This window comes from Streptomyces sp. CA-251387 (genome assembly GCF_050936625.1).
In the GTDB taxonomy this organism is placed as follows: Bacteria; Actinomycetota; Actinomycetes; order Streptomycetales; family Streptomycetaceae; genus Streptomyces.
This window is the reverse complement of sequence record NZ_JBNJMJ010000001.1, coordinates 8,414,510-8,428,786: the sequence shown is the minus strand read 5'-3', so window position 1 is coordinate 8,428,786 and position 14,277 is coordinate 8,414,510. Positions and strand designations below refer to the sequence as shown.

At 70.8% G+C, this 14,277-nt stretch carries 12 protein-coding genes; 2 read left to right on the top strand and 10 right to left on the bottom strand.

Going from position 1 to position 14,277, the window contains the following annotated elements; all coding sequences use genetic code 11:
* Positions 1–12 precede the first annotated feature (12 nt).
* Positions 13–1,434 (top strand): lipase maturation factor family protein, encoded by a 1,422-nt coding sequence (locus ACQEV2_RS37425; RefSeq protein WP_433052068.1) that lies wholly within the window; start codon positions 13–15, stop codon positions 1,432–1,434.
* Here ACQEV2_RS37425 and ACQEV2_RS37420 read toward each other — a convergent pair.
* From ACQEV2_RS37420 to ACQEV2_RS37385, 8 genes are read right to left on the bottom strand one after another with little or no spacing between them, the layout of a single operon-like run.
* Complete coding sequence (locus ACQEV2_RS37420) at positions 1,422–2,255, bottom strand: amidohydrolase family protein (RefSeq protein WP_433052065.1); 834 nt, start codon at positions 2,253–2,255, stop codon at positions 1,422–1,424. The two genes, ACQEV2_RS37425 and ACQEV2_RS37420, sit on opposite strands and share 13 nt — an antisense overlap.
* Positions 2,252–2,566 (bottom strand): L-rhamnose mutarotase, encoded by a 315-nt coding sequence (locus ACQEV2_RS37415; RefSeq protein ID WP_433052062.1) that lies wholly within the window; start codon positions 2,564–2,566, stop codon positions 2,252–2,254. The genes ACQEV2_RS37420 and ACQEV2_RS37415 overlap by 4 nt, the downstream gene beginning before the upstream one ends.
* Complete coding sequence (locus ACQEV2_RS37410) at positions 2,566–3,549, bottom strand: aldo/keto reductase (RefSeq protein ID WP_433052059.1); 984 nt, start codon at positions 3,547–3,549, stop codon at positions 2,566–2,568. Before ACQEV2_RS37410 ends, ACQEV2_RS37415 begins: the two co-directional genes overlap by 1 nt.
* Positions 3,546–4,301: an SDR family NAD(P)-dependent oxidoreductase gene (locus tag ACQEV2_RS37405; RefSeq protein ID WP_433052056.1), complete on the bottom strand. Its 756-nt coding sequence runs from the start codon at positions 4,299–4,301 to the stop codon at positions 3,546–3,548. The genes ACQEV2_RS37410 and ACQEV2_RS37405 overlap by 4 nt, the downstream gene beginning before the upstream one ends.
* Positions 4,298–5,668: an L-fuconate dehydratase gene (locus ACQEV2_RS37400; protein WP_433052053.1), complete on the bottom strand. Its 1,371-nt coding sequence runs from the start codon at positions 5,666–5,668 to the stop codon at positions 4,298–4,300. Before ACQEV2_RS37400 ends, ACQEV2_RS37405 begins: the two co-directional genes overlap by 4 nt.
* Positions 5,669–5,713: 45 nt before the next feature.
* Complete coding sequence (locus ACQEV2_RS37395; protein ID WP_433052050.1) at positions 5,714–6,739, bottom strand: ABC transporter permease; 1,026 nt, start codon at positions 6,737–6,739, stop codon at positions 5,714–5,716.
* Positions 6,732–8,234 carry a sugar ABC transporter ATP-binding protein gene (locus ACQEV2_RS37390; protein WP_433052047.1) on the bottom strand — a complete coding sequence of 501 codons (1,503 nt, stop codon included), beginning with the start codon at positions 8,232–8,234 and terminating at the stop codon, positions 6,732–6,734. The genes ACQEV2_RS37395 and ACQEV2_RS37390 overlap by 8 nt, the downstream gene beginning before the upstream one ends.
* On the bottom strand, positions 8,231–9,301 hold the full coding sequence (locus ACQEV2_RS37385) for a sugar ABC transporter substrate-binding protein (RefSeq protein WP_433052044.1): 1,071 nt from the start codon (positions 9,299–9,301) through the stop codon (positions 8,231–8,233). Before ACQEV2_RS37385 ends, ACQEV2_RS37390 begins: the two co-directional genes overlap by 4 nt.
* Before the next feature lie 196 nt (positions 9,302–9,497).
* Between ACQEV2_RS37385 and ACQEV2_RS37380 the strand changes: the two genes are divergently transcribed.
* Entirely contained in the window at positions 9,498–10,226 is a 729-nt protein-coding gene (locus tag ACQEV2_RS37380) for a FadR/GntR family transcriptional regulator (protein ID WP_433052041.1), read from the top strand.
* 91 nt (positions 10,227–10,317) lie between these two features.
* Here the strand turns inward: ACQEV2_RS37380 and ACQEV2_RS37375 are convergent, their stop codons facing one another.
* Together ACQEV2_RS37375 and ACQEV2_RS37370 are read right to left on the bottom strand one after the other, a co-directional pair.
* Positions 10,318–11,133, bottom strand: coding sequence for an N-acetylmuramoyl-L-alanine amidase (locus tag ACQEV2_RS37375; RefSeq protein ID WP_433052038.1), 816 nt, complete (start codon positions 11,131–11,133; stop codon positions 10,318–10,320).
* A gap of 89 nt (positions 11,134–11,222) precedes the next feature.
* On the bottom strand, positions 11,223–14,246 hold the full coding sequence (locus ACQEV2_RS37370) for an alpha-mannosidase (RefSeq protein WP_433052035.1): 3,024 nt from the start codon (positions 14,244–14,246) through the stop codon (positions 11,223–11,225).
* Between the last annotated feature and the right edge of the window lie 31 nt (positions 14,247–14,277).

The window sequence follows — 14,277 nt, the reverse complement described above, 5'->3', positions numbered from 1 at the left end:
GAGGACTCGGTCGTGGACTGGTTCATCGCACCGGAGTACTGGACGAGCCGGCTGGTCTTCCAGCGGGCTCTGGCCGGCGTGTATCTCGTCGCGTTCCTGACGGCGGCCCTGCAGTTCCGGGCGCTGATCGGGGAGCGGGGCATGCTGCCCGTGCCGCGCTTCGTGGAGCGGGTGCCGTTCAAGGCCGCCCCGAGCCTGTTCCAACTCCACTACTCGGACCGGTTCTTCGCCGTCTGCGCCTGGTCGGGGTGCGCGGTGTCGGCGGCGCTGCTGGCCGGGCTGGACTCCGTCGTGCCCCTGTGGGGCGCCATGCTGCTGTGGCTGGTCCCGTGGGCGCTGTATCTGTCGATCGTCAACGTCGGCCAGACCTGGTACTCGTTCGGCTGGGAGTCCCTGTTGCTGGAGGTCGGCTTCCTCGCCGTCTTCGTCGGCAACGACGAGGTGGCGCCGCCGATCGTGGTGCTGTTCCTGCTGCGCTGGATCCTGTTCCGCGTCGAGTTCGGCGCGGGCCTGATCAAGATGCGCGGCGACGCCTGCTGGCGCAAGCTGACCTGCCTGGACTACCACCACGAGACCCAGCCGATGCCGGGCCCGCTGAGCTGGTTCTTCCACCATCTGCCCAGGCCCCTGCACCGGGTCGAGGTGGCCGCCAACCACGTCACCCAACTCGTCGTACCCGTCCTGCTCTTCACCCCGCAGCCGATCGCGACGGCCGCCGCCTCCCTGATGATCGTGACACAGCTGTGGCTGGTCCTGTCGGGCAACTTCTCCTGGCTGAACTGGATCACCATCGTGCTGGCCCTGTCGGCGGTGGAGTTCCCGAGCGATCCGCCGTCGGTGCCGGACGCGCCGCTGTGGTACGAGATCGTGGTGCTGGCGGTGGCGGCCCTGTTGCTGTTCCTGAGCTACCACCCGGTCGCCAACATGATCTCCCGTCGCCAGATCATGAACCGCTCCTTCGACCCGCTGCACCTGGTCAACACCTACGGCGCGTTCGGCAGCGTCAGCCGGATCCGCTACGAGGTGGTGATCGAGGGCACCGCCGACGACGTACCGCGGGAGGACTCGGACTGGCGGGAGTACGAGTTCAAGGGCAAGCCGGGCGATCCCCGGCGCTGGCCGCGCCAGTTCGCGCCGTACCACCTCCGGCTGGACTGGCTGATGTGGTTCGCCGCGCTGTCGCCCGCGTACGCCGGGTCGTGGTTCGGCGCCCTGGTGGAGCGGCTCCTGGAGAACGACCGCGACACGCTGAAGCTGCTGCGCCGCTCGCCGTTCCCGCCGGACGAGCCGCCCCGCTACATCCGCGCCCGGCTGTTCCGCTACCAGTACACGACCTGGCGTGAGCTGCGGGAGACGGGCGCGTGCTGGGAGCGGACGTATGTGCGGGAGTATCTGCCGCCGACCAGGCTGGCCGGGGTGGCTCAGAGGTCGTAGACGCGGGTGGCGGTCGCCTCGAAGATCTGCTCGCGGTCGGACTCGCCGGTCAACTCCCGTGTCGCGGCGACCACTTGGCCGTACGACGCCGCCAGCGTGCACACCGGCCAGTCCGAGCCGAACATCAGCCGGTGCGGGCCGAAGGCGTCCAGCACCACGTCGGCGTACGGACGCAGGTCGTCGACGGTCCAGGAGGCGAGGTCGGCTTCGGTGACCATGCCGGAGAGCTTGCAGATGGTGTTGGCAAGGGCGGCCACGGAGCGGACTGCGGTTTCCCAGGGTTCGAGGGCACCGGAGGCGATCGGGGGTTTGCCCAGGTGGTCCAGGACGAAGGTTATGCCGGGGTGGTCCGCGGCGGCCTTCACGCAGGCCGGCAGCTGGTGCGGGAGGACGACCAGGTCGTAGACCAGGCCCGCGTCGGCGACGGCGGCCAGTCCGCGCCGTACGTCCGCACGCAGCAGCCACTCCGGATCGGGCTCCCCCTGGACCTGGTGCCGGATGCCCTTCAGGTACTGCCCGCCGGGCAGCTCCCGCAGCCGGGCCAGTTCGTCGGCGACGTCCGGGCGGGTGAGGTCGGTCCAGCCGACGACGCCCGCGATCAGCTCGTGCTCGGCGGCGAGGGCGAGGAACTCCGGGGTCTCCTCGGCGACCGTGACCGTCTGGACGAGGACCGTGCGGTCGACTCCGGCCGCCCGTGCCTCGGGGGCGAAATCGGCGACGGTGAAGTTCCTTCTGAGCGGCTGGAGTTCGGGACCCGTGATCCAGTCCTGGTCCCGCACCGACAGGTCCCACACATGGTGATGGGCGTCCACGACCGTCACGGCAGCTCCCACACGACGGGCAGGCCGGCGTCCGCACCCGCGCCGGAGTAGTCGTGCACCACGTCGAGCAACTCGGCCATGCGGGCCTGCCAGGCCACGTTGACCGGGAGTTTCTCCAGCTCGGCGAGGAGACGGGCGTAATCCTCGCACTCCAGGACGTGGAAGAGGTCGGTGCCGCTGCGCCAGATCGTCCAGGAGGAGGCGCCGGCGGCCCGGATGGCGTCGGTGAGCTCCTCGGGGACCTCACGGTGGGCCGCCTCGTACTCGGCGATGCGATCCGCGCGGACCTCGGTGTGCAGGGCGACTCTCATCACGGCTCCTCGGCGGGCACGGGGGCGTCGGGCGGCAGGAGGCCGGTGTCGCGCAGTTCCTGCCAGAGGGCGGCGGGCACGGGGGCCGCGAACTGGTGGGCGCAGTCGACGACTTCGGCCGCCGAGCGGGCGCCGACCAGAACGCTCGCGACCGCCGGATGCGCGGCGCAGAAGGCCAGGGCGGCGGCCCGCAGGGTGGTGCCGTGGCGGTCGGCGACGGACTTCAGCCGCAGGGCCCGGTCGAGCAACTCCGGTGACGCGGTGGCGTAGTTGTAGGTGGCGCCGGGCTTCGGGTCGGCCAGGAGGCCGGAGTTGAAGGCGCCGCCGATCACGACCGACGTACCGCGTGCCTGGGCGGCGGGCAGGAGCTCGGCGAGTGCGCGCTGGTCGAGCAGGGTGTAGCGGCCGGCGCACAGCACCACGTCCACGTCGGTGTCGTGGACGAAGCGGGTGAGCATCTCCGCCTGGTTCATGCCGGCGCCGATCGCGCCGACGACGCCCTCCGAGCGGAGCTTCTCCAGCGCCGGGTAGCCCTCGCGGAAGGCCCACTCGGCGTGGTCGTCGGGGTCGTGGAGGTAGACGATGTCGACGCGGTCGAGACCGAGCCGCTCCAGGCTGCCCTCCAGGGTGCGTCGGACGCCGTCCTCGCTGAAGTCCCAGACGCGGCGGTGGGTGGCGGGGACGGCGAAGCCGTGGGCGAGGTCGTCGCCGCCCTGGTCCGAGGGTTCCAGGCGGCGGCCCACCTTCGTCGAGATCGCGTACTGCTCACGGGGCCGCTCGCGCAGGGCGGCGCCCAGGCGGCGTTCCGACAGGCCGAGGCCGTAGTGCGGCGCGGTGTCGAAGTAGCGGATGCCGCGCTGCCAGGCGGCGTCCACCGCCTCGTACGCCTGCTGTTCGGGGACCTCGGTGTAGAGGTTGCCGATGACGGCGGCGCCGAAGGCCAGTTCGCTGACCTCGACCCCGCTGCCGCCGAGCCGCCTCATTGGTTCACCGGCCGCAGGCGCAGGCCTTGCATGCCGCCGTCGACGGCGAGGGCGGTGCCGGTCGTGGCCCCGGAGAGCGGGCTCGCCAAGTAGGCGATGGCGCCCGCGACCTCGGCGGCCGAGACGAGGCGGCCGGTGGGCTGGCGGGCCTGAAGGGCGGCGCGTTCGGCGGCCGGGTCGGCGGCGGCGTCGAGCAGGCGGCCGACCCAGGGGGTGTCGACCGTGCCGGGGTTGACGCAGTTGACGCGGATGCCCTCGCGGACGTGGTCGGCGGCCATGGCGAGGGTGAGGGAGTACACGGCGCCCTTGGTCGCGCTGTACAGCGCCCGCTGCGGGAGCCCGGCCGTGGCCGCGATGGAGCAGGTGTTGACGATCGCCGCGTGCGACGACCGGCGCAGGTGCGGCAGGGCGGCCCGCGCGGCCCGCACCATGCCGACGACGTTGACGTCCATGACCCGGTGCCACTCGGCGTCGTCGTTGTCCTCGACCGTGCCCTGGGCGCCGATACCGGCGTTGTTGATCAGTACGTCCAGTCCGCCGAGGTCGGCCACCGCGGCCGCGACGGCCTCGCGTACGGAGGCGTCGTCGGTGACGTCGGCGCGGAAGGCGAGCAGCGGCTTGTCGACGGACGACGGGTCCAGGTCGAGGACGGCGACCTGGGCGCCGCGTGCGGCGAGGAGTTCGGCCGTGGCCCGGCCGATGCCCGAGGCGCCTCCCGTCACCAGCGCCTTGAGACCGTCGAAGTCGCTCATGCCGCGTGCCCCTTCTTCTGCGTCTGGAGGTCGGCGGCCCAGAAGGCGCCGTCCGGGAACGTGTACCGCGCGATCGACTCGGGCCGCATGGCGGCCGAGAAGCCCGGCGCGGTGGGTGCCGTGTAGTGACCCTCCCTGATCACCACCGGGTTCAGGAAGTGGTCGTGCAGATGGTCGACGTACTCGATGACGCGGTCCTCGGTGGTGCCGGTGACCGCCACGTAGTCGTACATCGACAGGTGCTGGACGAGTTCGCACAGCCCGACGCCGCCCGCGTGCGGGCACACCGGCACGCCGAACTTGGCGGCGAGCAGCAGGATGGCGAGGTTCTCGTTGACGCCGCCGACGCGGGCCGCGTCGATCTGGACGACGTCGAGGGCGCCGGCCTGGAGGAGCTGCTTGAAGACGACCCTGTTCTGCACGTGCTCGCCGGTGGCCACCTTCACCGGGGCGACGGCCTCGCGGACGGCCGCATGGCCGAGGACGTCGTCCGGGCTGGTGGGCTCCTCGATCCAGTACGGGTCGAACTCCGCGAGGGCCTTGGTCCAGCGGATCGCCTCGGCCACGTCCCAGCGCTGGTTGGCGTCGATCGCCATGCGGACGTCCGGCCCGACGACCGACCGGGCGACGCGGCAGCGCCGTACGTCGTCCTCCAGGTCGGCGCCGACCTTCAGCTTGATCTGCCGGAAGCCGTCGGCGACGGCCTGCGCGGCGAGCCGGGTCAGCTTCTCGTCGTCGTAGCCGAGCCAGCCGGCGGAGGTGGTGTAGGCCGGGTATCCGCGCTCCAGGAGCCGCGTCGTGCGCTCCTGTGCCCCCTCCCGGCCCCGGCGCAGGAGTTGCAGCGCCTCCTCGGGTGTGAGGGCGTCGGTGATGTACCGGAAGTCGATCTGGCGGACGATCCACTCCGGGTCGGCGTCGGCGAGGAGCCGCCACAGCGGCTTGCCGGCGCGCTTGGCGGCCAGGTCCCATACGGCGTTCATGACCGCGCCGATCGCCATGTGCATCACGCCCTTCTCGGGGCCGAGCCAGCGCAGCTGGCTGTCGCCGATCAGGTCGCGGTTCAGGGTCCCCGGGTCGGCGCACAGCTCCTCGACGGACCGGCCGACGACATGCCCGCGCAGTGCCTCGATCGCGGCGACCTGGACCTCGTTGCCCCGCCCGATGGTGAAGGTGAATCCGTGCCCCTCCAGCCCGTCGGCGCCTTCCTGACTGTCCGTGCGCAGCACGACGTACGCGGCCGAGTAGTCGGGGTCCGGGTTCATGGCGTCGGAGCCGTCGAGCTCGCGCGAGGTGGGGAAGCGGATGTCGTGGGTGTCGACCGCGATGATGCGGGCGGCGGCGCCGGGGGTGCCGGGGGTCGGGGACACAGAGTGCCTTTCGGTCGGTGACGTCGATGAGAGGGTCGGCGCGGGTCAGTCCTGGGCCCGGCCCGTCGTCACGCGGGCGATCATGAGGGCGATCAGGATGATTCCGCCGTAGATGGCCTGGATCCAGAACGACGGCACCTGGGCGAGGGTGAGCAGGTTCTGGACGACACCGAGGAGGAGTACGCCGGTCAGGGCGCCGAACATGGTGCCCTTGCCGCCGTCCAGGCTGATGCCGCCGATCACCGCGGCTGCGAACACCGTGAAGATCATGTTGTTGCCCTGGTTGGCGCTGATCGCTCCGACGTAGCCCGTCTGGATGATCCCGCCGACGGCGGCGAGGGTGCCCGCGACGACGAACACGCCCAGCATCACCCGCTCGACGCGGATGCCGGCCGCGCGGGCGGCGTCCGCGTTGCCGCCGATGGCGTACAGGGCGCGCCCGATGCGGTGGTACTTCAGCACGAACCCGGCGATCGCGAAGGCGGCCGCCGCGAGCCACACCGACATCGGGATGTTCAGGAAGGTGGTCGTGGCGAGGGAGTAGAAGCTGTCGGGCATCCCGAACAGCGTCTTGCCCTTGGTCGCGCCGACCAGCAGCCCGCGCAGGACGATCAGCATCGCGAGCGTCACGATGAACGCGTTGAGCTTGAACTTCACGACCAGGATGCCGTTGAAGGCACCTACGGCCGCCCCCACCACGAGGACGGCCAGCAGAGCGAGCGCGGCGGGGAGTTCGGTACCCCAGCCGGACTGGGCGGCGGGCAGCACGAGGAGGGCGCCGACGGCGGGCGCGATGCCGACGACCGATTCGAGGGACAGGTCGAACTTGCCGGTGATGAGCACCAGCGACTCGGCCAGCACGACCATCGCCAGTGCGGCGGAGGCGCCGAGGATCGAGATCAGGTTGCGCTCGGTGAGGAACGAGTCGTTGACCACCGCGCCGAGCACCATGAGGAGCAACAGGGCTGGGACAAGGGCGAGTTCGCGGGCTCGGCGGAGCAGGACCGTCCTTGCGGCACGGGCATCGGGGACCTTGACGGGCATAACCGGTGGGGCCTTGGTGTCAGCCATGATCCACCACTCCTTCGATGGAGGCGATCAGCTCGTGGTCGCGCCAGCCCGCCGGGTGCTCGGCGACGACACGGCCGTGGAACAGGACGAGGACGCGGTCGCAGCGGCGCAGGTCGTCGAGTTCGTCGGAGACGACCAGCACGGCGATGCCGTCCTCGCGGGCACTGTCCACGCGGGCCAGCAGGGACTCCTTGGACTTCACGTCGACGCCGGCGGTGGGGTTGATCAGCACGAGCAGCCGGGGGTCGGAGGCGAGGGCGCGGGCCATGACGACCTTCTGCGCGTTGCCGCCGGACAGGTCCGAGACGGGCTGGTCCGGGCCCTCGGTGTGGATGTCGAGGCGTTCGATGAGGGCGGTGGCGAAGACGCGCTTGCGTTCGGTGCCGACGAAGCCGAAGCGGCCGAGCCGGTCCAGGACGCTCATGGTGGCGTTGTCGCCGATGGTCATGCCGGCGACGAGGCCCTGGTCGTGCCGGTCGCGGGGGACGCAGGCGACGCCGGCCTTCAAAGACCTTTGGACATCGCCGAACGGGAGCTTCCCGCCGCCCAGTTGAGCCGTTCCGCTCGTCGGGGTGTGCAGCCCCGCGAACGACTCGGCGAGCTCCACCTTGCCGCTGCCGCTGATCCCGGCGAGTCCGACGACCTCGCCCCGGCGGACGGTGAGGTCGATGTTCTCGTACGCCGGTGAGGTGAGCCCGCGGGCTTCCAGGAGGACGGGGGCGTCGTGGTCGACGTCCCCGGGGTCGACGGCCTGTTCGGCGATGGCCTCGATGGACTCGCCCGCCATGGCCTCCACCAGGGCGCGGCGCGGGAGTTCGGCGACCGGGGCGGTGGTGATCCAGCGGGCGTCGCGCAGGACCGTGACGGTCTGGCAGACCTCGTACACCTCCTGGAGGTGGTGCGAGATGAACAGGAAGGTGACGCCGGAGTCCTGCAGCGCCCGCATCCGCGTGAACAGCCGCTCGATCTCGCGCTTGTCGAGCTGGGCGGTGGGTTCGTCGAGGATGATGAAGCGGGCGCCGAAGCTGAGCGCCCGGGCGATCTCCACCATCTGCCGGTCCTCGACCTTGAGGTCGGCGGTGCGGGCCTCGGGGTCGACGTGCACGTCCCAGGTGGCGAGGAGTTCGGCGGCCTCGAAGCGCAGCCTGCGCCAGCTGATGAATCCGCGTTGCAGGGGCTGCCGGTTGATGAACAGGTTCTCGGCGACCGTCAACTCCGGGACCACCGTGGGCTTCTGGTACACGCAGGCCACCTTGCGGCGCCACGCGTCACGGTCGGCCAGTGGGGGCGCGGGCTCGCCGTCGAAGCGGACCTCGCCCTCGTCGGGGGCCTGGAGTCCGGTGAGGATGTTGACCAGGGTCGACTTGCCGGCGCCGTTGCGGCCGACGAGGGCGTGGGACTCGCCGGGCAGGACGGTGAGCCGGCCGTCGGCGAGGGCGGTGGTGGGGCCGTAGCGCTTGACGATGTCCCGCGCCTCTACGAGTGGCGTCGTCATTTGACCGTGTTGCCCCAGAGCTTGGGGTCGTCGACGTTGTCCTTGGTGACCAGCGGTGCGGGCAGCTGGTCCTCCAGGATGCCGCTGGGCAGCTTGACGATGGTCGAGTCGTGGTCGGTCGGGCCGGGCTTGAAGGTCTTCCCCTCCATCGCCGCCTTGATGTAGTACATGCCGTACTTGGCGTACAGGTCCGCGGGCTGGGAGACGGTCGCGTCGATCTCGCCCTTGCGGATGGCGTCGTACTCCTGCGGGATGCCGTCGTTGGAGACGATCGTGATGTGACCGGCCTGTCCGGCCTCCTTCAGCATGCCCTTGGACTTGAGGGTCTGCAGGGTCGGCGCGAGGTAGACGCCGCCGGCCTGCAGGTAGATGCCCTTGATGTCGGGGTTGGCGTTGAGGAGGGTGTCCAGCTTGGAGGCCGCGGTGTCGGACTCCCACTTGGCCGGTATCTCCAGGACCTTCAGCTTGGGGAAGTTCTTCTTCACGCAGGCGCGGAAGGCCTCGGAGCGGTCACGGCCGTTGACGGAGGCCAGGTCGCCCATGATCTGCACGACCTTGCCGGAGGGGATCTGCTCGCCGAGGTACTGGCACGCCTTCTCGCCGTACGCGACGTTGTTGGCGCGTACGACCATGGCGACCTTGCCCTTGTCCGGCGCCACGTCGACCGCGACGACCGGCACGCCCTTGCGCTCCGCCTGGTCGAGGCCCGCCTCGATGGCGGCGCTGTCCAGCGGGGCCACGACCAGACCCTTGACGCCCTGGTTGAGCTGGTTGTTGATGTCGGTGATCTGCTGGGAGGGGTCGCTGTTGGAGTTGACCGTCTTCAGCGCCTCGACGCCTTCGGAGTCGGCCATCTTCGGTACGTAGTCGTTGTACGACTGCCAGAACGGCGAGGTCAGCAGGGGCAGGATCACCCCGACCTTGCCGGAGCCGCCGCCCTCGGCGCTCGCGGCGCCCGTGTCCTTGGTGCTGCCGCACGCGGCGAGCGCGAGCGAGGCGCCGGCGACCGCGCACACCGCCCTGACCATCCGTGACCTGTTCTGCTTCCGCGCTGTCGTGCCGGGCATCTGGCGGCTCCTCGTTGAGCGTGTTCGAGCACATGGGTCGAGCAGATGCCCGCATATTTATCAGACCACTTCGGCGATACAACACCCTCCGGAGACAGATTTTCGCCGTTTCCAGCCGTAGTGGTCCGACCAACCTGGTGATTACACTGCCGCTCACGAGGCGCCCTCAGGTGCCTCGGGCGACGGGAGGAACGGCGTGGACGAGACAGGCCCTGAGAAGGGCACCGCCGAGACAGCCCCGCAGAAGGGCACCGTGACGCAGCGCGCCATCGAGGCGGTCAAGGCGATGATCGCGGAGGGACGGCTGGAGCCCGGCCAGCGGCTGCCGACCGAGCGTGATCTGGCGGCCCGGCTCGGCATCTCCCGCAGCTCGATGCGCGAGGCGATCCGTGCGCTGACGGTGCTGGGAGTGCTGGAGGCCCGGCACGGTTCGGGCATCTACGTCACCCAGCTGGAGGCCGGCGATCTGCTGGAGACGTTCGGCGTGGTCGCCGACCTCTCCCGGGGCCCGCGCCTGGTGGAGCTGCTGGAGGTGCGCCGCATCCTGGAGTCGACGGCTACGGCCCTGGCGGCGGCGCGGATCACGCCGGACCAGCTCGCGGAGGTCGAGAAGCACCTCACCGCGATGAACGCCACGGACGACCCCGAGGAGATCCTCGCCCACGACCTGGCCTTCCACCGCGAGATCGCGGCCGCCGCCGGCAACGAGACCATGGCGGCGATCCTGGAGGGCCTGTCCTCCCGCACGTTCCGCGCCCGCGTCTGGCGCGGCTACCAGGAGGAGGGCGCCTTCACCCGCACCCGCCGCGAACACGCCGCCATCCACCGCGCCCTGGTCGCCCACGATCCGGAGGCGGCCCGGGCCGCGGCGGCCGCGCACGTGGGCGAGGTGGAGCAGTGGCTGCGGACGCAGCTCGGCGGATGAGCGCACACGCCGAGGGCCGTTCCCCTCACCTCCCGTGCGAGGGGAACGGCCCTTCTCATGGCTGAGTCACGGCTCCCGAGCTCTACCGGCTCTACGGCTTCACGTCGAAGCCGTGCTCCTTTCCGAGCTTTTCCAGTGACACCTGGCCGGGGATGCCGTTGGCGTCGTCGCCGCTGAAGCCGCAGCGCCGCTGCCAGGCGGCGTACGCCTTGAGGGTCGTCGTGCCGAAGTGGCCGTCCGCGAGCTTCGATTCGAGGAGGCCCTCCGCGACGAGCGCCTTCTCCACGGTCTTCACGCCCGGGTACGACACCGGTGTGCCCGACTTGGCCGGGTCGTGCTTGGCCGCGGCGACCACGCGCGACACGTCGATCACCGGGCGCGGGCCCGGAACGGTCGGCGAGCCACCGGGCCGCGGGGCCCCCTTCTTCACCCAGGCGTACAGATGCTCTCCCGGGCACGCCGTGGCGTGGCCGTCCCGGTGCCCCTTGATCTCCTTGCCGGCACCGTGCTTGCGCAGCAGCTCGATGCCGTCGCGGATCGCGCCGAGCATCGCGTCCGTCGGCTTGGTGAGCCCCTTGTTGCCGACCAGGCCGACGATCGCGTAGTGGCCGCGGTTGAGCTCCTGGTTGCCGTTCGCACCGGTGCGTCTGCCGAGGCCGCGGCCTTCGAGGAGGTAACCGTGCGGGCAGGCACCGTAGTTGTAGGCGATGTCCGAGTAGTTCTCCTTCTCGTTCGCCAGGTGGGCGGCTCGGATCTTCTTCCATTCGGCGATGCACAGATCGTGGTCGTCGAGGAGTTCGGCGCTGACCGGCGAGCCTTCGTAGTGGACCTTCACGCCCTTGGCCGAAGTTTGCGTGGGCGCGGCGGATGCGGGCCAGCCGAGCTGGGCTCGCGTGACAAGCTTCAAGTGTGCCTCCAAGGCGCGATTGAAACGCCAACCACCTTGAGTGTGGGGCCAGTTGTCGTCCGCCGCACGTCGGCGCGCCGCATTCGCCGTCAGTGGACCTCAGTCCGCCGCAGCCGCAAGGTCACCAGCTCGAACGGCCGTAGCCGCAGGGCGACTTGGCGGCCTTCGTGCGACGGCCTTTCGGGCAGCGGGCGTTCCAGCAGGTCCGTCGCCGTGACGTCCGTGACCTCGAAGTCCGCCGTCAGCGTGGCCCGGGCCCGGCCGCCGTGGGCCTCGTGGAGGCGCACCACCACATCCCCGCTGCCGTCGTCGGCCAGCTTGACGGCCGTGATCACGACCGCGTCCCGGTCCACGGTCACCAGCGGGGCCACCTCCCGGGCACCGGTGATCCGCCGCTCCGGCAGATTGATCCGCCAGCCCTCCCGCACCGCGTCCCCGATGCCCGCGCCCGGCACGAGGGCGTGCCGGAAGCGGTGGACGCCCTGGTCGGTCTCGGGGTCCGGGAAGCGCGGGGCGCGCAGCAGGGAGACGCGGACGGTGGTCGTCGTACCGCGGTCGCCGTCGGTGCGGACCGTGCGGGTGACGTCGTGGCCGTACGTCGAGTCGTTGACGACGGCGACTCCCCAGCCCGGCTCCTCCACGTGGACGAAGCGGTGGTTGCAGGCCTCGAACTTGGCCGCCTCCCAGCTGGTGTTGGTGTGCGTGGGGCGGAAGAAGTGCCCGAACTGGGTCTCCGACGCGTACCGTTCCGCGTGCACGTCGAGCGGGAAGGCCAGCTTCAGGAACTTCTCCGTCTCGTGCCAGTCGACCTCCGTGTCGATGAGCAGCCGCCGCTCCCCCGGCGCGAGCGACAGCTGCTGGGTGACGCGGGAGACGCCGAAGGACCGGACGATCCGCACCGACGTTCCGTCCTCGCCGGCGGCGATCTCGTCCGCCTCGGTCAGGTCGGTGACCGTGTGGCGGTAGAACGCGTCGACATCCCAGGCGTCCCACATGTTCGGGAAGTCGGGGTGGAGCTGGAGGAGACCCGCCGGCCGGTCCGGGGCGATCGTCTCGCGGTCCGCCTCGATGTCGTACGCCGACACGACCAGACCCTGCGCGTCGATCTCGATCCGCAGCAGGCCGTTGTCGAGGACGAAGCCACCGCCCGGGCGTTCCGTGAGCGCCGTCCGGCCCTCGCTCACCGGGGTCCGTGCGCCGCCCGCCGGGATGCCGGCGCGCGGGTGCGGAGCCGCGTTGAACACGAGCGCGGTCTCGCCGTCGCCCGCCAGGGCCCGCTGAGCCGACTCGATGATCTCGGTCAGTTCAACGGCAAGGCGCTCGTACGTGGCGCGTGCCTCCCGGTGCACCCAGGCGATCGACGACCCCGGCAGGATGTCGTGGAACTGGTGCAGCAGCACCGTCTTCCAGATGCGGTCCAACTCCTCGTACGGGTAGAGGAATCCGGCGCGTACGGCGGCCGTCGCGGCCCACAGTTCGGCCTCACGCAGGAGGTGTTCGCTGCGGCGGTTGCCCTGCTTGGTCTTCGCCTGGCTGGTGAGCGTGGCGCGGTGGAGTTCGAGGTAGAGCTCGCCGACCCAGACGGGCGGGTCGGGGTATTCGGCCTCGGCCTTGCGGAAGAACTCCTCCGGGGTCTCCCAGACGACGGTGGCGGAGCCTTCGAGGTCCCGCAGGCGTGCCGCCTTGCCGATCATCTCTCGGGTCGTGCCGCCGCCTCCGTCGCCCCAGCCGGTGGGGGCGAGGGAGTGCCGGGCGACGCCCTTGTCCTTGAAGTTGCGGGCCGCGTGGGCGATCTCGCTGCCCTTCATGGAGCAGTTGTAGGTGTCGACGGGCGGGAAGTGGGTGAAGATGCGGGTGCCGTCGATGCCCTCCCACCGGAAGGTGTGGTGCGGGAACTTGTTGGTCTGCGACCAGGAGATCTTCTGCGTCAGCAGCCACTTGGAGCCGGCGGCCTTGATGATCTGGGGCAGTCCGGCGGCGAAGCCGAAGGTGTCGGGCAGCCAGGCCTCGTCGTTCTCGATGCCGAACTCGTCGAGGAAGAACCGCTTGCCGTGCACGAACTGCCGGGCCATCGCCTCCGAGCCCGGCATGTTGGTGTCGGACTCCACCCACATCCCGCCGGCCGGCACGAACCGCCCGTCCGCGACCGCCTTCTTCACCCGCGCCCACACCTCGGGCCGGTGCTCCTTCACCCAGGCCCACTGCTGGGCCTGGGACATGGCGAACACGAACTCGGGCTCGTCATCGAGCAGTGCCGTCATGTTCGAGGTCGTACGCGCCACTTTGCGGACCGTCTCGCGCAGCGGCCACAGCCACGCCGAGTCGATGTGGGCGTGGCCGACGGCGCTGATGCGGTGCGCGGAGGGGACGGCGGGCTCGGACAGGACCGTCTCCAGCCGTGCCCGCGCCTGCGCCGCCGTACCGTTCACGTCCTGCAGGTCGATCGCGTCGAGCGCCTTGTCCACCGCCCGCAGGATGTCCCAGCGGCGCGCCGACTCCACCGGCAGCTCGGCCATCAGCTCGCCCAGCACCTCCAGGTCGAGCACGAGCTGCCACACCGTCTCGTCGAAGACGGCGAGGTCCATGCGGGTGAGCGTGTACTGCGGTGCGCTGCCCGCGGTCTCCTTGTCGCCGAGCTGCGTGGGCAGAAAGGGGTGGTAGTCGAGGATGACGGGGTTGGAGGCGGCCTCGATGTGCAGCCGCACCTCCTCGCCGCCCTCGACGGGCGCGCCGATGCGGACCCACTGGTTGCGCGGGTTGAGGCCCTTCACGGGGGTGCCGTCGGGCCGGTACACCAGGCCCTCGCACTGGAAGCCGGGCATGTTCTCGTCGAACCCGAGGTCGAGGAGCGCCTCGACCGTCCTCCCGGCCCACGCCTCGGGCACGGTCCCGGTGGCCCGGAACCAGCTGGTGCCCCAGGGAGCGCCCCAGCGGGCGCCCACCTCGATCGGCTCGGGTGCCGCCGCGAGCCCCTCGGCGACCGGCACCGGCTCGCCGGGCGCATGCCACACCGCCACCTGCAGCGGCACGGACTCCGGATACACGGCGGGGCGGACGCGTTCGTCGAGGACGCGCTTGAGACGGGCTTCGACCAGGCTGCGGTCGTCATGCATGCGGGTGCTCCGTAGGTCGTCGGGGACGGTG